The sequence below is a fragment of the Methanoculleus sp. genome, assembly GCF_036677455.1.
Classification (GTDB): Archaea; Halobacteriota; Methanomicrobia; order Methanomicrobiales; family Methanoculleaceae; genus Methanoculleus.
This window is the reverse complement of sequence record NZ_JAVBWL010000007.1, coordinates 83,260-100,606: the sequence shown is the minus strand read 5'-3', so window position 1 is coordinate 100,606 and position 17,347 is coordinate 83,260. Positions and strand designations below refer to the sequence as shown.

Genomic DNA, 17,347 nt, shown 5'->3' with positions numbered 1-17,347 from the left:
GTGTCACGCTGGTTCGAGATGAAATGTTCGGTAGGATGGGAAAAAGGTTATTCGATGAGGATTGTGGTCCCGATCTCGGTCGGCGCTTTCTTCAGGCGGACCTCAAGAACACCGTTCTTAAACGTTGCAGTGGAGTTCTCCTGGTTCACCTCGGCAGGCAGCAGCACCGTGCGGCTCATCTGCCCGTAGACGCGCTCCCGCATGAAGAAGTCCCGGGTATCCTCCTCCGCCTTGTCCGTCCGCATGCTGACGATCTCCAGATGCTGAGGGTCGATGAGCCGCACGGCAACGTTCTCCTTCTCGACGCCGGGGAGGTCGGCAACGACGATCACCTCGTCCTCGTGGTCCCGGACATCTACGCGGAGATCACGGACTGTGGGGACGACCCGGCCCCTGACCTCCTCTCCCCGCGCGCCTATACTCCCGAGCATGGACTGGAACCTCCCCTCCATCTCTGCCATCAGGTCATCAAAATCCTGCCATATCGTGCGATACGGTCCTCGTTCTATTCTTGCCATCGTAATCGCTCCTGTTTGATGAAATTGCCCTGGCGACTCGATCCGTCCAGGCTAACCTAAAGGTAGGGCCCCGTATAATTAAATATGTCTAATGGGGCAACTAACTCCATGGAGAACGATACCATTTTATTTCAATATACGTTGATTGTACAGTGAATGAAAAAGACACAGCAGAAGAACTCAAAGGACGAGACTACGCCCTGGATGAAATGGGCCTATGTGGGGATTGCCGTTATCGTAGCGGTGGCCATGGTGGGTTCCTACCTCGCCCCGATGTTCGGGAGCAGCCAGAAGGCTCAGGCAGGGGATGTGGCACAGGTCGGCTACACCATCCGTAACGGGGACGGGCGCCCCCTCGTCACGACCAACCCGGACCTCCTCTCAAGCGAATACGCGAAGGGAAACATGGTCTTCCTGACCTCCAACCTGGAGATGCTCGTCGGTGGACAGGCATCGAGCGAGGACGTCGCCCCTGTTCCTATCTTATACCCTGAGACCAACGGAACCGTGGGGTTCGGCCTGCTGGGGTTTGAGACCAACGCCATCGCTGCGGCGCTCGTCGGCATGCAGCCCGGTGAGACGAAGACCATCAAGCTCGACTACGGGACCGACGACCTCGACATCAATCTGAGTGCGGAGGAAGCGAACGGCATTGATCTCAACTTTACCCAGATGGGCGTGGGAGATCTCTTCCTGCGCGAATTCATGATCTCATCAGGTATCCCCGTCGGTGGCGAGAACAATATGACTCCAACGTTGCGTTTCTGGGAAGTCGCTGACAAGACTGACGATTCAATGCTTGTCACGTGCCGCTACAGCAGCGCCGAGATCACGCTCAACGCTATATCCGGGTGACCCCACCCACCGTTTTTTATAGTCTCCCCGCTTTCAGCCTTATATGGCGTTAAAAGTGATAACCTTCTACCAGGAAGGATGCACGGGGTGCGAGGAGCAGACCCCGATCCTTCGCGAGACGGAAGATGCTCTCGGGATTGAGATCGAGGAGATCGATGCCGTGAGGAATCCCCGGTACATCAAGGAGTACAGCCTCCGGGTGACCCCCACGACCCTTGTGATCGAGGATGGCGAGGTCCGGGAGCGGATGGAGGGGTTCGTCCGCCGTGAAGACCTCGAGGCCGCGATCCGGCGGCACCTGCCGGAACCCCTGCCCCGGTGAAGGGGCTGGACCCGGTCCAGGTCTTCGAGAGGGATATCGCCGGATGCCCCGGGTGCAGTTTCCGGCCAGAGTAGCCGGGTGGGTCACCGCCCCTGGTAGCGTCCCTCGAGGTAGCCGTAGATCCGTTTTATCCTGCGGGCTACTGTCTTCCAGCCTTCTTTTCGGAGGACCGGGCCGTCGCGGAGTTTGATGTGCGATATCCTGATCCGCCGCCCGCCGAAGGTGTAGGCCTCCCCGACGACGAACTCCTCTTCTCCCTCCGCGGCCTGGTAGAGCGGGAGAGTCGTGCGTCCGGTATGGATCGACGCCCTCACCACGACCTGCTCGATCCCCCGGGTCCAGAGGGTCGTTACCTCTTCGGCCGCTGCATGGCGGACTCTCTTCTCCCCGGCCTCGATGCCGGTGACCTCGACCCCGAAGACCTCGTCTCCGCACTCTGCGGCGATGTGGTCCCCGAGGCTCACGACCTCGTCTGCAAGCATCTCCACGCTGCAGACCTGTGACTCTGTCTCAAGGCTCACGATTGCCCTGATGGTGAAGACCCGGGGCTCAGGGGGTTTCGGAATCCGGTGGACCTGGCCACACTCGCTGCACTGCACCACCAGTTCGGCGGCTTCCCGGAGAACCTGGTGCTCACGCTCCTCTTTACAGACGGGGCAGACGATACTCATCATTCATTAGCAATTGAAGCCCTCTCCTAATTAAGCATGAAGGCGAGGGATATCGTGCGGGCACGGGGACACCCGCTGGTCCAGGGAGTCCACCCGACGACGTTTGAAGTGACGAAGGACGAGACGTTGACCCTTTCTGGCGACTGCATCATCGGCGTCGCTGCCGACAAGGGTGCCGCGGACCTCGATCCGGGCCTGAAAGCGCTGCTCCGCGACGACCGGGCGTTGCTCACGACCCGTCTCATGGCCGGCGGCGAGACCGTCGAGGTCCGTTCCCGAGGAAGCGCGGCGTTGACCCTGGACCATCCCGCGGATCTCGTCTGGCGGCGGAGCAACTTCGCCTCTGACCGGACCGTGGGCATCCGCTCCGACCGCGTCGCGGCCACCCTCCCCCGTGAGTTCATCGAGGCGCTCCGGCGAGGGGAGGAACTGGTGGTCGAACTCGAGGCAGAGGTCCCGGGGGGCGAATAACGGCGACCGTCCGTAAGGACGAGAGCACGTCGCTACCGGGGAGCGTCCAATCTACCATGCCGGGATACCCGGTACGCCGTCTTCTCCGCACCCGTGCGCAACCTGCATACCCATCCCGGCAGCATCCGGGGATAGGTTTATCCGATCACGGCGCGGGGAAGGAGCGAGGTATGCAATCGTTTACCCCGGCACTCGACGACCTTCTTGAAGAGCTGGAGACACTTAACCGCCATCTCCGCTCGCCTGAAGCCGGCAGGGGTGCGGCACCTGTGGATAACCTGCTCCTCGCGAGGCCTCTTGCCGAGATCAACGAGATCGTTGATGCGCTGATCGCCGGCATCCAGAGCATCGATGCCGGATGTCGGCGGTACCGGGACCGTCTCCTCAACCTTCCCGCCGGCTGCCTCTGCACCGGGCCGGACGGTCTCATCCTGGAGGCGAACCCGGCGGCGGGCACGCTCTTCGGCCTTGCTCCCGACCGCCTGCGGGGTACCCCCCTCCGGGCGCACCTCCACCCGGGGTGCATCCCGGCCTTCCGGTCGGTGGCTGCAGCGCTCGCCCGGGGTGAGGCGGTGCCGGTGCAGGCGTTCTCGATTGTGCGGCCCGACGGCAGCACCACACCGGTCGCCGTGGCGGCTTCGGCCATGCCCGACTCCGGCGACGGGACACCCGGGTGCCTCTGGGTCATCATCATCACACCCGGGCGGGAGAAGGTCGAAGAGGCCCTCCGGGAGAGCGAAGAGCGTTACCGTGAACTGACCGAGAACATCAGCGACGCATTCCTCGCCCTGGACCACGACGCCCGCGTCGTCTCCTGGAATCGGGCGGCGGCTCTCCTCTCGGGCCGCACTGCGGAGGAGGTCCTCGGTGAGAGCATCTACGTTCTCTTCCCGGAACTTCGGGACGAAGGGGTCGCTGGATTTTTCCGGGAGGTCCTGGAGACCGGCAAGCCCGGCATGAGCGAATACCGGCTTCCCCTCCGCGGGATAGAATACACCTTTGAGGTGCGCGCCCTCCCTACCCGCGGGGGGGGCATCTCCGTCTACCTCCGGGATATCTCGGACCGCCGGAGGGCGGAGGAGGCTCTCCGGAGGAGCGAGGAGGAGTGCCGGGCGGTCGTGGAGAGCCAGACCGAGATGATCTACCGGTGGCTCCCGGACGGCACCGTCACCTTCGCGAACAGCGCCTACTGCCGCTCTATCGGCATCCCGTGCGAAGACCTCCTCGGGCGGCGGTATGCCCCCACCATCTCGCCCGACGATCAGGCCCGGATCCGGCAGGGCCTGGCGTCTCTCACCCCCGATCACCCTGCTGTCACGGTCGAGCACCGGGTGGTCATGCCGGACGGCAGAGTCCGGTGGCAGCAATGGACCGATACGGCGTTCTTTGATGAGGCGGGCTCCATCGTCGAGTACCAGTCGGTGGGCCGGGACACCACCGACCTGCGGATGGCCGCAGAGGCGCTCCTCCTCGCGAACAGGAAACTCAACCTGCTCTCGGACGTGACCCGGCACGATATCCTGAACCTGCTCAACGTGCTCACGGGGTACCTCGGCCTCTCTCATGACCTGACGGACAACCCTGAACTGCTGGAATACTACCGGAAGGAGGAAGAGGCCGTCCGGGGCATCCAGCGTTACATGGCCTTCACCCGGGAGTACCAGGATATCGGCGCAGCCTCCCCCGTATGGCAGGATATATCGCGGGTTGCCCGCGAGGCGATGGCGGGGCTTGATACGGGCGAAGTCACCGTCGAGGTGCAGACCGGCGATCTCGAGGTGTATGCCGACCCCCTCATCGTCCGGGTGTTCACCAACCTCATCGATAACTCGCTCCGGCACGGTGGGGACGTTACCCGGATACGCATCTTCTCTGAGGAGTCCGACCGGGGACTGAGCATCGTCTACGAAGACGACGGCATTGGTATTTCCCATACCGAAAAAGAGAAGGTATTCAAGCGGGGATTTGGACGGCAGACCGGGTTCGGGCTCTTCCTCGCCCGGGAGATCCTCGCGATCACGGACCTCTCCATACGCGAGACCGGCGAGCCCGGGAAGGGTGTGCGGTTTGAGATCAGCGTCCCGCCGGGATTCTACCGGTTCAGCGGTCGCGACCGAGTTCCGTGAGTTTCATCTCGGCCGTGCCGAGGAGATCTTCGCACTGCTTCACGAGGAGTGCGCCCCGCTCGTAGATGGCGATGCTCTCTTCAAGGCTCGTATCGCCGTCCTCCAGTCTCCGGACGATCTTCCGGAGTTCCTCCAGCATCTCTTCAAAGGTCTCTGTCATATGTTATCTCCTCCACGACGGCTCTTGCCCGCCCGTCCTTCATTCTCAGCACCACGCGGTCACCCGGTCCGAGGTCTCCGGCACTTCGCGCGATCTTCCCGCCCGACTCGACGATGCAGTAGCCCCGGTCCAGGATGGCGAGCGGGTTCTTCCCCAGGAGGTCCGCACGGATTTCGGCGAGCGTGAACCGCTCCCGCTGCACCCGCGCGAGCGCCGCCCGGCGGAGCAGTTCTTCGTGCTCGGCGAGACGCTGCATCCGCTCATGGACCCGGCGGACGAGCCGCCGGGGGTGCATGCGCTCCCGCAGGTCTTCGACCTCGCTCTGTGCGGCGACGAGGCGGTGGAGAAGGAGCGCTCCCATCCTCTCCCGGTATCCGGAGAGTTCCCGGACCACCTCCCGGCGCTCGGGCACAGCCCGTTCCGCCGCCGCCGACGGCGTCGGTGCCCGGAGGTCCGCGGCGAAGTCGCAGAGGGCGGTATCCACCTCGTGCCCGACAGCGCTGATCACCGGCGTCGTGCATGCGGCGACGGCCCGGACAACGTCGGGGTGGTTGAAGGCGAAGAGGTCCTCGAAACTCCCTCCCCCGCGCCCGACGATGATCACATCCACGAGCCCGTCGATCCGCCGGATCGCCTCCGCGATCTCGATGTGCGCCCCTTCGCCCTGGACGGCCGTCGGGGAGAGGACCACCTCGGCCGGATACCGCCGGGAGATGACCGAGAGGATATCCTTCAGCGCTGCGCCGGTCGGGGAGGTGACCACACCGATCCGGTGCGGGAAGGCGGGCAGGGGCCGCTTCCGTTCCGGGGCAAAGAGGCCCTCGGCGCCGAGTTCCTGCTTCCAGCGCTCGACCATGAGGTGCCGGTCCCCCGCACCCGCCTGACGGAGTTCCCTGACGATCAGCTGGTACTTCCCATGGGGCTCGTAGACCTCCACGGTCCCCAGAGCAAGGACGTCCATCCCGTCCCCCGGCTCGAACGTGAGCCCCGCTACATAGGAGCGCCACATGGCGCAGTTGATCAGGGCGGCGCTCCTTCCATTCCCCTCCGAGAGCGAGAAGTAGCGATGACCGGAGGCCTGGCGCTTGTAGTTGGTCACCTCCCCCCGCACCCAGACCTGGTGTAGGCGGGCGTCGTCGAGGAGGTCGCAGATGAGCCCCGAGACCTCCGAGACCCCGAGGATCGGGGTGCCGAACCGATCTGGACCTGCGGAGTGACCGCTTAACATCATCAAAATCTATTAGGGCGATGGTTTATATCAACTACTCTTATGGGTCGTTTCGCCGTCTCGACGATGTTCTTTCATGAGTACCCGTGCGACTACATCTTTGACTACGTTGTCGAGTCCGGCCTCGACAGTCTCGAATTCTGGGTCGAGACGCCATACTTCTGGCTCCGCGATCGCCCGGAGGACGAACTCGCTGTGTGCATCGCCGACCACCCGGGCCTCTCGCCGATCACCGTCCACGCACCGTCGCTCGACTTAAACCCCTGCTCCATCAACCCGAAGGTCGCCGATATATCGGTCGAGTACACCATCGAGGCCGTCCGGATGGCTGACCGGATGGGCGCCGCCGTGGTCACGGTCCACCCCGGCCGGCGGACGGCGAAACGGCAACCGAGCGCCTATGACCACCGGCGGTTCGATGACTACATTGCCCGGCTCCAGACGGTGGCAGAGGAGACGCGGGTGAAGGTGGCGATCGAGAACCTGGAGCCCCGGGTCAACGCCCTGCTCTATACGGCCGAGGACGCGGCCGAGGTGCTCGAACGAGAGCCCTGGCTCTGGTTCACACTCGATATGGGACACGCCATGATGACGTCTCCGGGGGAGGCGGACCGGTTCATCGACCTCTGTATGGAGCGGATGGTAAACGTCCACGTCAGCGCACTCGGTGGGAACGGGCGACCCCACCATCCCATCCATGACGACCCGGGAGCGTTACGGGTGCTTACGAACCTTGCCGACCAGGGTTACCGCGGCTACCTCACCCTGGAACTTGATGATATGGTCTTTTCAGGAACGCTCTCGTCTGAAGAGAAGATCGTGCTGCTCGCGCGGGAAATGGAGGTCCTACAGGGGATATTTTCGTGAAGCGCTGGGTTTATAACTTCTGCCAGCATCATAATTGTTGTATCCGAAGAATAACCGGATATCAAGTGTTGCCGCTGGATGCGGCGTGGAGTCAATGGCAATCGTAGACCTTGCAACCATAGAGATCGTACTACTTCTTATCTGTCTGCTGCTCTCGGGCTTCTTCTCAAGTTCGGAAGTTGCCCTTATATCGATAACCCGGGCAAAAGTACACGCGCTCCAGAATCAGGGTCGGAAGGGAGCGGATGCGCTCGATACGCTGAAGCGATCGACCGATGCGGTAGCGCTCACCACCCTGATCGGGAAGACCGTTGCGAACGCTGCTGTAGCGGTGCTCGCGACCGCGCTTGCCGTCGGTATCTATGGCGTCGACGGCATCGTCATAGCGTTCGTTGTCACGGTGCTCCTGATCCTGGTCTTCGGTGAGATCGGGCCGAAGATGTACGCATCCCGGCATACCGAGGATCTTGCGCTCCGTGTTGCCCGGCCCATCCTCTACTTCTCAAAGGTGCTCTACCCGGTGCTCTGGGTCCTGGACCGCATCACGCAGCAGTTCGCCTTCAGGCCCGGCGTGACCGAGCCTGTCGTCACCGAAGAGGAGATCAAGGGGTGGATCGACGTCGGCGAGGAGGAAGGGACCATCGAGGAGGAGGAGCGGGATATGCTCTACTCTGTCCTGCGTTTCGGCGACACGACGGTCCGCGAGGTGATGACGCCGCGTGTCGACGTCGTCATGATCGAGGATACGAGTTCGCTCGAGAACGCTCTCTCCGTCTTCAACGAGACGGGTTTCTCACGGATCCCGGTCTACCACGAACGGATCGACAACGTCATCGGGCTCCTGAACGTCAAGGATCTCTTTGCAGTCTTCTTCCGCCAGCAGACGAGCGCGATGATCCGGGACCTGATGTACGAACCCTACTTCATCCCCGAGAGCAAGAAGATCGATGAACTTTTAAAGGAACTCCAGGTAAAGAAGCAGCACATGGCGGTTGTCCTCGATGAGTACGGGTCGTTTGCCGGGATCGTGACGGTCGAAGACATGCTCGAAGAGCTGGTCGGCGAGATCATGGACGAGTTCGACGAGGAGGAGCCCGAGGTGCAGCGGATCGAGGACGGCGTCTACGTGGTCGACGCGCGGGCATGGGTGGAGCACCTCAACGAGGACCTGGACCTCAACCTCCCGGTGATGGATTCGTACGAGAGCATCGGCGGTCTCGTCATCGACCGGCTGGGGCATATCCCCCGCCGCGGCGAGGTGGTCAAGATCGAGGAGAGCAACATCACGCTGGTGGTGATGCAGATGCGGGGCCGGCGGGTCGTCAAGGTGAAGATGATCATCGCTCCGCCGGTCGCGCCGGAGGAAGCCAGGTAAGAGCCGGGGAGTTAGAGACCTATGGAACCAGAGAGACCTGTTCACAAAAAGCGGATTGCCGTCCTCGCCTCCGGGAGGGGGTCGAACTTTCAAGCAGTCGTCGACGCCATCGCGGCCGGGGAGATCCCGGCGATCTGCGTCGGCCTCATCACCGATAATCCCCGGGCGTATGCCATACAACGGGCCGAGGACGCCGGCATCCCTGCGGTGGTCGTCGATTATGCGCGGTTCCCGTCGAAGGCCGCCTACGAGGAGGCGCTCCTTGTCGCGATGCGGTCCTGCCGGGCGGACCTCTTCGTCCTCGCCGGCTACATGCGGATCCTCGGGGCGGGGATCGTCCATGAGTTCTCGGGCCGGATGATGAACATCCATCCCGCCCTGCTCCCGGCATTTACCGGCCTGCACGCGCAGAGACAGGCGGTCGAGTGCGGGGTGAAGGTCTCGGGCTGCACGGTCCATCTCGTGGATGAGGGGATGGATACCGGTCCCATCGTTGTCCAGCGGTGCGTCCCCGTCCTTCCGGACGACGATGAATCGGCGCTCGCCGACCGGATCCTGGTCGAGGAGCACAAAGCCCTCCCGCTCGCCGTGAAACTCTTCTGCGAGGAGCGCCTGGAGGTCGATGGCCGGCGGGTCTGGGTCCGCTGAAACAGGGCATCATCCTCTTATATATCCTCGCGCCTCCAACCTCAAAAGCCACCACTCGATAGAACGGATTGCACCATGGCAGATGTTACACGAAAATCCGGCTCCCGACGACTTGCCCGCGAGAGGATCGCTATCCTCTTTACGCGGGCTGCAGAGTTCTACCCGGAGAACCCTGCCTGGAGCAACCGGTGCGTGGAGTTGGCCCGAAAGATCGGGATGCGTCATCGGGTACGGATAGAACGGCCGCTGAAACGCCGGTTCTGCCGTCGGTGCAGCGCCTATCTGGTCCCGGGGTCGAATGCCCGGATCAGAATCCATCGTGGCCGCGTGATCGTCACCTGCCTTGCCTGCGGGCACCGGTCACGATATCCGGTCGGGAGGCCTCAAGCATGAGCAGAGAATCGTTTCAGGATCTCAAACCTACCGTATGGGTAGGAAAGCGTGGTATTACGAACGTCATGATCGACGAGATCCGGCGCCAGCTCAAAGATCGCAAGATCGTCAAGGTCAGGTGGCTCCGGAACACCGAAGTCGATCCTGAAGAGGTAGCGGCGTCAGCCGGTGCGGTTCTCCTCGAAGTCCGGGGGCGAACACTCGTCCTCGCGGAGCGGCGGAGTCGCTCCGCCGGACGGGATTCTCGAAATGTATAAAACATCCCCGGACGAATATGTAAAGACTGTTAGCGATAGTGAGGTTCATCTATGACGACTGTATACGACATCCCTGCCGATATCTTCATCCGGCAGGTGGCAGAAGAACTCAAGAAAAACCCGCAGATTCAGGCCCCCGACTGGGCTGCTTTTGCGAAGACGGGGGTACACAAAGAGATGCCTCCCGAGAACGAAGACTGGTGGTATGTGCGTACGGCGTCGGTTTTCCGGCGTGTCTACACCGACGGGCCGGTTGGAACCCAGAGAATGCGCTCGATCTATGGCGGCAAGCGTAACCGGGGCCCGGCCCCGTCGCAGTTCCGGCGGGGAAGCGGTTCCGTCATCCGGAAGATCCTTCAGCAGCTTGAAGCGGCCGGATTCGTCTCTCACGGGAGTGCAGGACGCACCGTCACCGCAGCGGGCAGATCCTTCCTCGACAACGCCGCAAACGGGCTGAAGGCCCAGGTTGTCGAGGGTGCGCCGGGCCTTGCGAAGTACTGATCTCCGGAGGTATGACTGATGGTAGACGACGAACTCGCAGAACTCCGCCGCCGAAGAATGCAGCAGATGCAGCGGCAGACGATGGATCAGCAGACGATGGAAGAGGAGGCGGAGCGCCAGCGGCAGCTCGACTCACAGATCCGCGTCGCACTCATGGAGATCCTTGAACCCGAAGCGAGGGAGAGGCTGAATACCATCAAGTTGACCCGGCCGGATTTTGCAAAAGCGGTCGAGCAGCAACTGGTGATGCTGGCTCAGAGCGGCAGGGTCCGGCAGCGGATCACTGACGCTCAGTTAAAAGGCCTGCTTGAGCAGTTGACCCCGTCAAAGAAAGAGTTCAGGATCACGCGAAAGTAATGGAAGCAGGTGTGCTCTTCTCGGGAGGGAAAGACAGCGCGCTCGCGGCGCTCATGCTCGCGCGCGACTACGGCGTGGAACTGAATACCTGTGTATTCGATCCCGACCGTGACGTTCCCGCGGTGCGGGCGGCAGCGGCCGCCTTAAACCTCCCCTTCAAGAGAAGGGTTCTCGGGCGAGACCTTCTTGAGGAGGCCGTCGACCTGCTTCTTTCGTGCGGCTACCCGAACGATGCGATAACCATGATCCACCGGACAGCGATCGAGACCCTCTCCCACGAGTATGCAGTGGTCGCCGATGGCACCCGCCGGGAAGACCGGGTTCCCCGGCTCAAGCGGTCTGCGGTGCAGCACCTGGAGATGACCACCGGTTGCTCCTACGTCCGGCCGCTCCTTGGCTACGGGAAACCCGAGGTCGAACGCCTCGCGGAAAGGCTGCTCGTGGTGCAGTATGGGGAGACGGGAAGCATCGGGAACGGTGACTACGAAGAGGAGATCCGTCGCGCGGTTCGCGCTCGCGGTATCGATCCGGCTTCGCTCTTTCCTCCCGGCCACCGGCAGTCGCTGGTGGTCGGTAAGAGGGAGACCTGAAGTTTGCGAGAGTGAGAGTTATGAGCAAGTTAATGAAAGGCCGGAAGATCCGGCTGGCAAAGGCATGCGAGCAGAACCGTCGCGTGCCGGCATGGGTGATGATCAGGACCAACCGTGCAGTTTCGTCGCATCCGAAGCGGCGCAGCTGGAGACGGAGCTCTCTGAAGGTGTAAGGTTATGGCAGAGGCATTGAAGGAACATATCTATATCATTCCGCTTCGCGATGTGAAGCGCTCGCCCCGGTGGAAGCGGGGCAACACCGCAATCAAGGACATCCGGGCGTTCCTCGAACGGCACATGAAGAGCGAGGACGTCAAACTGGATACGAGCATCAACGAGAAGGTCTGGGAGAACGGCAGTTCTAAGCCCCCGAGAAAGATTCGCGTCCGCGCGATGAAGTTCGAGGACGGGCAGGTCCAGGCCGAGCTCGCCGAGGAGTGATATGACAGGGACGATCGATCTAACCGGTGATCCGAACATCGGTGTCTACGCTCGCGTCTTTGAGGATATCGCGGTCGTGTACCCCGGGGCTCCCCGTGAGTTCACCGAGGCCCTCGAACGAGACCTCGAGGTCGAGATCGTGAGCACCTTCATCCAGGGAAGCAGCATCATCGGCTCGCTTGTTGCAGGAAACAGCCAGGGCCTGGTCGTCAGCGGCCTTGCCAGCGATGACGAACTGGCGGCCTTGAGCGAGTACCGGGACATATTCCTGCTCGAGGGTTCCATGAACGCGGCAGGCAACGTGATCCTCGCGAACGACTACGTTGCTGCCGTCCATCCTGACATGGAGATCGATGTCGCCGAAGAGATCGGGTCGTTCCTCTCTGTGCCGGTAGTCCGGCTCTCGCTTGGAGGCATCAAAACCGTCGGCATGGCCGGGTCTGCGACGAATAAGGGTATCCTCGTCCACCCGAGAGCCAACGATACGGAGATTGCCGCCCTTGAACGGGTTGTCGACCTCCCGATCGGCCTCGGTTCGGTCAACATGGGAAGCGGCCTCGTGGGCACCGGGCTCCTTGCCAACAGCAAGGGGTATATTGCGGGTTCCGCTACGAGCGGGTTTGAACTGGGACGAATAGAAGAAGTCTTTGGGTTTTTGGAGTGAGTCAGTCATGGAGAACCAGACGTTTGAAGTTGTGGGCGCGTGTAAGATCAACAACGAGTGGAAACCGTACCGGAAGGTCATCGGGGCCCCGAACGAGAACCAGGCAAGAGAGAAGATTTTCACTGAAATCGGGAGCAAACACCGCCTGAAGAGAAGTTATATCACCATCGAGACGGTTAACGTAGTAGCTGGTGAATGACGTGGACCAGGCAGATCCTCGCGAGATACAGACCCTCCAGATGTACTTGAACGAGTACGGGCAGCAGATCGAGATCCTGACGCAACAACTCGGGATGATCGAGCAGCAGCGCCTTGAGGCAGCCGCCGCCACCGAGACCCTCCGGGCTCTCCAGGAGAGTGAGGACGGTATCGTTCTTCTCCCTATCGGGGGCGGGGCGTTCCTCCGGGTGAAGGTGCTTGATGCCGGACATGCCCTGGTGAACATCGGGGCCGATGTCTCTGTCGAGCGGGCCACCGCGGATGCGGTGGAGTATCTCCAGGATCGGATCACCGAACTTGAGGCGCTGGGGAAGAAAGTCGCAGGTTCGGTCGAGCAGTTGCAGGGACAGGCAACGGAGATCTCCCGGCGCCTCGAGGCGGCCTACCGGGGGACCCGGCAGGCGCAGGCTGGCCAGGGCGGAAGTTGATAATGTTTGATTCCTTAAAGAAAAAACTTCAGAATATCAGGACCAAGTTCGCCTCGAACATCGAGGAGGCTGCCGGAGTCGAGCCGGCACCGCCGGCGGCCGAGCAGCCGGCGGTTGTCGAGCCCGCGCCCTCCCCCTCTCCTTCTTCTCCCGTCTCTCCCGGTCCGGCTGCCGCCCCGAAGGCTCCGGCCGTAAAGGAGGCACCCCGTGAGGAGAAAAGGGAGGAACCCACGTTTTTCAACAGGTTAAAGGTCCTCGTCACGGAGCGGGAAGTCCTCCTCCAGGAGAAAGATCTCGAAGGGTCTCTTATGGAACTCGAGATGGTGCTCCTCGAGAGCGACGTCGCGCTCCCGGTCACGGATGAGATCATCGCCCGTATGAGAAGCGACCTTATCGGCCGGCACAGGAAGATCGGGGCTTCGGTCGATGACCTGGTCACCTCCACCCTGCGCTCCGCGCTCTGCGGGGTGCTTGGCGAGGGGCTCGACCTCTCGCGTTACATCCGCGAGCACGAGCGACCCGTGAAGATCCTCTTCACCGGCGTGAACGGGACCGGAAAGACGACGACGGTCGCAAAGGTCGGCCATTACCTCCAGAAGAATGGCTTTACGGTCGTGATCGGCGCAGGCGACACCTTCCGCGCGGGGGCGATCGAGCAGATACGGACTCACGCCGACCGTCTCGGGATCAAGACGATCCAGCACCAGGCGGGCGCCGACCCCTCCGCGGTGCTCTTCGACGCGGTCCAGTACGCAAAGGCGCACGATATCGACGTCGTTCTTGCCGATACGGCCGGCCGGTTTCACAACCGGGCAAACCTCATGAACCAGCTCGACAAGATACGGCGAGTCATGAAGCCCGATCTGGTCGTTTACGTCGACGAGGCGGTTGCAGGGAACGACGCGGTCGTCCGGGCAGACGAGTTCAACAAGGTGGTCGGCACCGATGCCGTCGTCCTGACGAAGGCGGACATGGACCCGAAGGGAGGTGCGGCGATATCGGTCGCGCACACCGTCGGAAAACCGATTCTCTTCCTCGGGACCGGCCAGGGCTACGACGACATCATGCCCTTTAGGCCTCGCGTTGTGGTCGACGAACTCCTGGGGGAGGAGGCCTGATGCTCGATAACCTCGGTACGTCCTTAAAAGACGCGGTCAAGAAACTTGCCGGTAAGACGGTGATCGATCGGGCTGCGGTCGACGAACTGGTGCGCGACCTGCAGCGGGCGCTTCTTCAGGCGGATGTCAACGTCAAACTCGTGATGCAGCTCTCGCAGGCGATCAAGCAGCGCGCCCTCGATGAGGAGCCCCCGAAAGGGATGGGTGTTCGTGAGCATGTCCTGCGGATCGTCTACCAGGAACTCGTCCGGCTGATGGGAAAGCCGGGCGAGGTGGCGCTCGGACCCCAGACGATCCTGATGGCGGGACTGCAGGGGAGCGGCAAGACCACGACGACCGCAAAACTCGCCCGCTACTTCCAGCGCAAGGGGTTGCGGGTCGGGGTGATCTGCGCCGATACCTTCCGGCCTGGTGCGTATGACCAGTTGAAGACCCTCTGCGACCGGATCAGCGTTCCCTGCTTCGGCGACCCGAACGAGAAGGACGCTCTCAAGATCGTCCGCGAAGGGCTGCCGAAGTTCCGGAAGCTGTACGAGGTCATCATCATCGATACTCAAGGGCGGCACGCCCTCGAAGAGAATCTGATCGAGGAGATCGTCAACATCAACGAGATCTCCCGCGCCGACCACCGCTGGCTCGTCATCGACGCGGCGCTCGGTCAGCAGGCGAGCGAACAGGCCCGCCGGTTCCACGAGGCGATCGGGATCGATGGCGTCCTGGTCACGAAGATGGACGGCACTGCACGGGGTGGCGGCGCGCTCTCCGCGGTCGCGGAGACGCAGAGCGGCATCGTCTTTATCGGGAGCGGCGAGACGATCGAGGACCTTGAACGGTTCGACCCGGACGGGTTCATATCCCGGCTGCTCGGGATGGGCGACTTGAAAGCGCTCGTCGAACGGGCAGAGGAGGCGGTCTCGGCCGAGGATATCGACGTCAACGCCATGCTCAAGGGGAAGTTCACGCTCCGGGACATGTATAAGCAGCTCGAGGCGTTGAACAAGATGGGGCCCTTGAAGCAGATCATGAGCATGCTCCCCCTCGGCGGCATGCAGATCCCTGACGACGCCTATGACATCACCAGCACCAAGATGGAGCGCTATAAGGTGATCATGGACTCGATGACGCCCGCGGAGCTCGACGACCCCTCGATCATCGGGAGTTCCCGGGTCCAGCGTGTCGCCCGCGGTGCCGGGGTGACGCCTGATGATGTCCGGGACCTCATCAAGTATTACAAGATCATGCAGCGCGCCTTGAAGGGTATGCGCGGCATGGGCGGCGGCAAGTTCAACATGCAGCGCATGATGAAGAAGTTCGGCAGGACCCAGTAGATGAAGCGGTTTGCTGTCGTAGGCCACCTTGCCGCAACGAGCGGCACCTTCAGCCTCAACGATCTTCCGGGCAGCGGCGGGCGGATGGACGTCCTCTGCCGCTCGGTCAACTCCTCGTTCTTCCTCTCCCACGACCTGCGGCGCGACGTCGAGTGCTACCTCATCCTCTGTGGAGAACCCGGTCCGGAGAAGACCGTCCTCTTCCGGGGGAGCGAGGTGCGCTACCTCTCGCCGGACGAGCGGAGCAGCGCCGCCCTGATCAAGAAGGCGCTCTCGATCCCCTGCGGGGATGAGTTCCGGGAGTCGACACCCGGGGTTTACATCCGCCGCGGCGGGCTCTCCCGGCTCCTTGCCGAGATGCCGTTTGCGGTCCTCGACGAGGCGGGAGAGGATATCAGGACCGCTCAGGCGCTCCCGGAGAACTATCTCCTCTCGGACCATCAGAACCTCACGCCGGAGGAGGAGAGCCTGATCGAGGGGTATCCTCGCTACTCAGTAGGGCCGCGGTCGCTGCATGCCGATCATACAATCACTGTTCTCTTAAATGAGATGGACCGGAGGGAGTCCGGATGGACATCATTGAAGCAGTAGAAGCAATTCTTGAGTATGGCGAGACCTGCGATCACTGTCTTGGACGCTTCTTCGGCAAGCGGTCGTTCGGACTGACGAATGAGGAGCGGGGCAGGGCGCTCCGGATCACCCGGGAGATCGTGGCAAACGTGCCGCACCAGGAGCCGGAGCATGGATCCTGCTGGATCTGCGGCGGGGAACTCTCCCGCACCGATCTCTGGGCCGCGAAAGTTGTGGAAGCGCTTGCCGGCATCGAGTTCTCGACGTTCCTCATCGGGACGAAGGTGCCGCCGCTCGTGGCGGAGAGCGAGGAGATGGTCTGGAGCGACCTCTCCCTCCACGACCCCGAGCCGATGAAGGCGGAGATGAACCGGGAGGTGGGGAAGGCCGTCTCGACCCTCGCCGGGAAGACGGCCGATCTCAAACGACCCGACGTCGTGGTGATCCTCGACCTCGCGGAGGAGGCGGTCGAGGTGCAGGTCAACCCGATCTTCTTTACCGGCCGGTATATGAAGTACGAGCGGGGGATCCCGCAGACCCACTGGGATTGCCGGGCCTGCAGGGGGGCCGGGTGCGAGCGGTGCAACTTCACCGGCAAGCAGTACGCCGACTCCGTCGAGGAACTGATCGGACGGCCGGTGGTCGAGGCCTTCGACGGGGAGAACGCCATCCTGCACGGCGCCGGCCGGGAGGATATCGACGCCCGAATGCTCGGGTCGGGCCGCCCCTTCGTGATGGAGGTCGAGGCGCCGAGGAAGCGATCGGTGGATCTCGCGGCGCTCGAAGAGGAGATCAACCGGAGCGCCGGGGGCCGGGTGGCAGTTCACCTTGCCGGATGGGCTGATCGGAAGACGGTGCAAAGCCTTAAGTCCGACAAAGCGCATAAAAAATACAGGATCCTGGTCGAGACCGACGGCCCTGTAGCGCCAGATGAGTTCAGGGCGGCCCTCGATCAGTTGAAAGGTGTAACGATACGGCAGCGCACCCCTACAAGGGTGTCACACCGACGGGCAGATTTAGTTCGGGAACGGCAGGTCCTCGATATCGGGTGTACAGGCAGACAGGACGACGGATACTGGGTCGAAGTCGTCGGTGAAGCGGGCCTCTACATCAAAGAACTGGTATCGGGTGACGGCGGCAGAACCCAGCCCAGCCTTGCCCAGATCCTGGGGCGCACCGCAAGTGTTGTCAGCCTCGATGTGGTGCTGGTCAAAACAGCAAACGAGTATGGTGAGTAAGC

The 17,347-nt window shown here is 62.3% G+C and carries 25 protein-coding genes; 21 read left to right on the top strand and 4 right to left on the bottom strand.

Annotated features, from left to right (window positions below; genetic code table 11):
• Positions 1-47 precede the first annotated feature (47 nt).
• Entirely contained in the window at positions 48-518 is a 471-nt protein-coding gene (locus V6K60_RS02050) for an Hsp20/alpha crystallin family protein (RefSeq protein ID WP_332448848.1), read from the bottom strand.
• Between the two features lie 156 nt (positions 519-674).
• Between V6K60_RS02050 and V6K60_RS02045 the strand changes: the two genes are divergently transcribed.
• Positions 675-1,373 (top strand): hypothetical protein, encoded by a 699-nt coding sequence (locus tag V6K60_RS02045; protein WP_332448847.1) that lies wholly within the window; start codon positions 675-677, stop codon positions 1,371-1,373.
• 43 nt (positions 1,374-1,416) lie between these two features.
• Complete coding sequence (locus V6K60_RS02040) at positions 1,417-1,695, top strand: thioredoxin family protein (RefSeq protein ID WP_332448846.1); 279 nt, start codon at positions 1,417-1,419, stop codon at positions 1,693-1,695.
• A gap of 83 nt (positions 1,696-1,778) precedes the next feature.
• Here the strand turns inward: V6K60_RS02040 and V6K60_RS02035 are convergent, their stop codons facing one another.
• Positions 1,779-2,369: an HVO_0476 family zinc finger protein gene (locus tag V6K60_RS02035; protein WP_332448845.1), complete on the bottom strand. Its 591-nt coding sequence runs from the start codon at positions 2,367-2,369 to the stop codon at positions 1,779-1,781.
• A 33-nt stretch (positions 2,370-2,402) separates the two neighbouring features.
• Between V6K60_RS02035 and V6K60_RS02030 the strand changes: the two genes are divergently transcribed.
• Together V6K60_RS02030 and V6K60_RS02025 are read left to right on the top strand one after the other, a co-directional pair.
• On the top strand, positions 2,403-2,837 hold the full coding sequence (locus V6K60_RS02030; protein ID WP_332448844.1) for a DUF371 domain-containing protein: 435 nt from the start codon (positions 2,403-2,405) through the stop codon (positions 2,835-2,837).
• A 170-nt stretch (positions 2,838-3,007) separates the two neighbouring features.
• Positions 3,008-4,963, top strand: a complete 1,956-nt coding sequence (locus tag V6K60_RS02025; protein ID WP_332448843.1) for a PAS domain S-box protein — start codon at positions 3,008-3,010, stop codon at positions 4,961-4,963.
• Here the strand turns inward: V6K60_RS02025 and xseB are convergent.
• Both xseB and xseA read right to left on the bottom strand, forming a co-directional pair.
• Positions 4,938-5,123 (bottom strand): exodeoxyribonuclease VII small subunit, encoded by a 186-nt coding sequence (gene xseB / locus V6K60_RS02020; protein WP_332448842.1) that lies wholly within the window; start codon positions 5,121-5,123, stop codon positions 4,938-4,940. The two genes, V6K60_RS02025 and xseB, sit on opposite strands and share 26 nt — an antisense overlap.
• A complete protein-coding gene (gene xseA, locus V6K60_RS02015; protein WP_332448841.1) occupies positions 5,107-6,354 on the bottom strand; it encodes an exodeoxyribonuclease VII large subunit in 1,248 nt (415 codons plus the stop codon). The genes xseB and xseA overlap by 17 nt, the downstream gene beginning before the upstream one ends.
• A gap of 39 nt (positions 6,355-6,393) precedes the next feature.
• Between xseA and V6K60_RS02010 the strand changes: the two genes are divergently transcribed.
• The 17 genes from V6K60_RS02010 to V6K60_RS01930 all read left to right on the top strand — a co-directional run bounded on the left by V6K60_RS02010 (position 6,394) and on the right by V6K60_RS01930 (position 17,345).
• A complete protein-coding gene (locus tag V6K60_RS02010) occupies positions 6,394-7,218 on the top strand; it encodes a sugar phosphate isomerase/epimerase family protein (RefSeq protein ID WP_332448840.1) in 825 nt (274 codons plus the stop codon).
• A 94-nt stretch (positions 7,219-7,312) separates the two neighbouring features.
• Complete coding sequence (locus V6K60_RS02005) at positions 7,313-8,593, top strand: hemolysin family protein (RefSeq protein WP_332448839.1); 1,281 nt, start codon at positions 7,313-7,315, stop codon at positions 8,591-8,593.
• 21 nt (positions 8,594-8,614) lie between these two features.
• Positions 8,615-9,241, top strand: a complete 627-nt coding sequence (gene purN / locus V6K60_RS02000; protein ID WP_332448838.1) for a phosphoribosylglycinamide formyltransferase — start codon at positions 8,615-8,617, stop codon at positions 9,239-9,241.
• 75 nt (positions 9,242-9,316) lie between these two features.
• On the top strand, positions 9,317-9,634 hold the full coding sequence (locus V6K60_RS01995) for a ribonuclease P protein component 4 (protein WP_332448837.1): 318 nt from the start codon (positions 9,317-9,319) through the stop codon (positions 9,632-9,634).
• On the top strand, positions 9,631-9,891 hold the full coding sequence (locus tag V6K60_RS01990) for a YhbY family RNA-binding protein (RefSeq protein WP_332448836.1): 261 nt from the start codon (positions 9,631-9,633) through the stop codon (positions 9,889-9,891). The genes V6K60_RS01995 and V6K60_RS01990 overlap by 4 nt, the downstream gene beginning before the upstream one ends.
• A gap of 51 nt (positions 9,892-9,942) precedes the next feature.
• On the top strand, positions 9,943-10,392 hold the full coding sequence (locus V6K60_RS01985; RefSeq protein WP_332448835.1) for a 30S ribosomal protein S19e: 450 nt from the start codon (positions 9,943-9,945) through the stop codon (positions 10,390-10,392).
• An 18-nt stretch (positions 10,393-10,410) separates the two neighbouring features.
• Positions 10,411-10,749, top strand: a complete 339-nt coding sequence (locus tag V6K60_RS01980; protein ID WP_332448834.1) for a DNA-binding protein — start codon at positions 10,411-10,413, stop codon at positions 10,747-10,749.
• The gene (locus V6K60_RS01975) at positions 10,749-11,339 is read left to right on the top strand and encodes a DUF7411 family protein (RefSeq protein WP_332448833.1); all 591 of its coding nucleotides are present in this window, start codon (positions 10,749-10,751) and stop codon (positions 11,337-11,339) included. Before V6K60_RS01980 ends, V6K60_RS01975 begins: the two co-directional genes overlap by 1 nt.
• Before the next feature lie 20 nt (positions 11,340-11,359).
• Positions 11,360-11,512: a 50S ribosomal protein L39e gene (locus V6K60_RS01970; protein ID WP_332448832.1), complete on the top strand. Its 153-nt coding sequence runs from the start codon at positions 11,360-11,362 to the stop codon at positions 11,510-11,512.
• A gap of 4 nt (positions 11,513-11,516) precedes the next feature.
• Positions 11,517-11,780 (top strand): 50S ribosomal protein L31e, encoded by a 264-nt coding sequence (locus V6K60_RS01965; RefSeq protein WP_332448831.1) that lies wholly within the window; start codon positions 11,517-11,519, stop codon positions 11,778-11,780.
• Between the two features lies 1 nt (position 11,781).
• Complete coding sequence (locus V6K60_RS01960) at positions 11,782-12,444, top strand: translation initiation factor IF-6 (RefSeq protein ID WP_332448830.1); 663 nt, start codon at positions 11,782-11,784, stop codon at positions 12,442-12,444.
• A 7-nt stretch (positions 12,445-12,451) separates the two neighbouring features.
• Positions 12,452-12,643, top strand: coding sequence for a 50S ribosomal protein L18Ae (gene rpl18a / locus V6K60_RS01955; protein ID WP_332448829.1), 192 nt, complete (start codon positions 12,452-12,454; stop codon positions 12,641-12,643).
• Complete coding sequence (gene pfdA / locus V6K60_RS01950; protein ID WP_332448828.1) at positions 12,636-13,091, top strand: prefoldin subunit alpha; 456 nt, start codon at positions 12,636-12,638, stop codon at positions 13,089-13,091. The genes rpl18a and pfdA overlap by 8 nt, the downstream gene beginning before the upstream one ends.
• A gap of 2 nt (positions 13,092-13,093) precedes the next feature.
• A complete protein-coding gene (ftsY, locus tag V6K60_RS01945) occupies positions 13,094-14,209 on the top strand; it encodes a signal recognition particle-docking protein FtsY (RefSeq protein WP_332448827.1) in 1,116 nt (371 codons plus the stop codon).
• On the top strand, positions 14,209-15,537 hold the full coding sequence (locus V6K60_RS01940) for a signal recognition particle protein Srp54 (protein ID WP_332448826.1): 1,329 nt from the start codon (positions 14,209-14,211) through the stop codon (positions 15,535-15,537). Before ftsY ends, V6K60_RS01940 begins: the two co-directional genes overlap by 1 nt.
• Entirely contained in the window at positions 15,538-16,128 is a 591-nt protein-coding gene (gene trmY, locus V6K60_RS01935) for a tRNA (pseudouridine(54)-N(1))-methyltransferase TrmY (protein ID WP_332448825.1), read from the top strand.
• Positions 16,107-17,345, top strand: a complete 1,239-nt coding sequence (locus V6K60_RS01930; protein ID WP_332448824.1) for a tRNA pseudouridine(54/55) synthase Pus10 — start codon at positions 16,107-16,109, stop codon at positions 17,343-17,345. Before trmY ends, V6K60_RS01930 begins: the two co-directional genes overlap by 22 nt.
• The last annotated feature ends 2 nt before the right edge of the window (positions 17,346-17,347 follow it).

Excerpts from the sequence above, each read along its gene's own strand:
- V6K60_RS01970 (WP_332448832.1), top strand. The coding sequence starts at position 11,360 with ATGAGCAAGTTAATGAAAGGCCGGAAGATCCGGCTGGCAAAGGCATGC.
- rpl18a (WP_332448829.1), top strand. The coding sequence starts at position 12,452 with ATGGAGAACCAGACGTTTGAAGTTGTGGGCGCGTGTAAGATCAACAAC.
- xseA (WP_332448841.1), bottom strand. The coding sequence starts at position 6,354 with ATGATGTTAAGCGGTCACTCCGCAGGTCCAGATCGGTTCGGCACCCCG.
- V6K60_RS01940 (WP_332448826.1), top strand. The coding sequence starts at position 14,209 with ATGCTCGATAACCTCGGTACGTCCTTAAAAGACGCGGTCAAGAAACTT.
- V6K60_RS02005 (WP_332448839.1), top strand. The coding sequence starts at position 7,313 with ATGGCAATCGTAGACCTTGCAACCATAGAGATCGTACTACTTCTTATC.
- V6K60_RS02030 (WP_332448844.1), top strand. The coding sequence starts at position 2,403 with ATGAAGGCGAGGGATATCGTGCGGGCACGGGGACACCCGCTGGTCCAG.
- V6K60_RS02045 (WP_332448847.1), top strand. The coding sequence starts at position 675 with ATGAAAAAGACACAGCAGAAGAACTCAAAGGACGAGACTACGCCCTGG.
- V6K60_RS01930 (WP_332448824.1), top strand. The coding sequence starts at position 16,107 with ATGGACATCATTGAAGCAGTAGAAGCAATTCTTGAGTATGGCGAGACC.
- V6K60_RS01960 (WP_332448830.1), top strand. The coding sequence starts at position 11,782 with ATGACAGGGACGATCGATCTAACCGGTGATCCGAACATCGGTGTCTAC.
- V6K60_RS01965 (WP_332448831.1), top strand. The coding sequence starts at position 11,517 with ATGGCAGAGGCATTGAAGGAACATATCTATATCATTCCGCTTCGCGAT.
- V6K60_RS01990 (WP_332448836.1), top strand. The coding sequence starts at position 9,631 with ATGAGCAGAGAATCGTTTCAGGATCTCAAACCTACCGTATGGGTAGGA.
- V6K60_RS02050 (WP_332448848.1), bottom strand. The coding sequence starts at position 518 with ATGGCAAGAATAGAACGAGGACCGTATCGCACGATATGGCAGGATTTT.
- xseB (WP_332448842.1), bottom strand. The coding sequence starts at position 5,123 with ATGACAGAGACCTTTGAAGAGATGCTGGAGGAACTCCGGAAGATCGTC.
- trmY (WP_332448825.1), top strand. The coding sequence starts at position 15,538 with ATGAAGCGGTTTGCTGTCGTAGGCCACCTTGCCGCAACGAGCGGCACC.
- ftsY (WP_332448827.1), top strand. The coding sequence starts at position 13,094 with ATGTTTGATTCCTTAAAGAAAAAACTTCAGAATATCAGGACCAAGTTC.
- V6K60_RS01975 (WP_332448833.1), top strand. The coding sequence starts at position 10,749 with ATGGAAGCAGGTGTGCTCTTCTCGGGAGGGAAAGACAGCGCGCTCGCG.
- V6K60_RS02010 (WP_332448840.1), top strand. The coding sequence starts at position 6,394 with ATGGGTCGTTTCGCCGTCTCGACGATGTTCTTTCATGAGTACCCGTGC.
- V6K60_RS02025 (WP_332448843.1), top strand. The coding sequence starts at position 3,008 with ATGCAATCGTTTACCCCGGCACTCGACGACCTTCTTGAAGAGCTGGAG.
- V6K60_RS01985 (WP_332448835.1), top strand. The coding sequence starts at position 9,943 with ATGACGACTGTATACGACATCCCTGCCGATATCTTCATCCGGCAGGTG.
- V6K60_RS02035 (WP_332448845.1), bottom strand. The coding sequence starts at position 2,369 with ATGATGAGTATCGTCTGCCCCGTCTGTAAAGAGGAGCGTGAGCACCAG.
- V6K60_RS02040 (WP_332448846.1), top strand. The coding sequence starts at position 1,417 with ATGGCGTTAAAAGTGATAACCTTCTACCAGGAAGGATGCACGGGGTGC.
- V6K60_RS01980 (WP_332448834.1), top strand. The coding sequence starts at position 10,411 with ATGGTAGACGACGAACTCGCAGAACTCCGCCGCCGAAGAATGCAGCAG.
- purN (WP_332448838.1), top strand. The coding sequence starts at position 8,615 with ATGGAACCAGAGAGACCTGTTCACAAAAAGCGGATTGCCGTCCTCGCC.
- V6K60_RS01995 (WP_332448837.1), top strand. The coding sequence starts at position 9,317 with ATGGCAGATGTTACACGAAAATCCGGCTCCCGACGACTTGCCCGCGAG.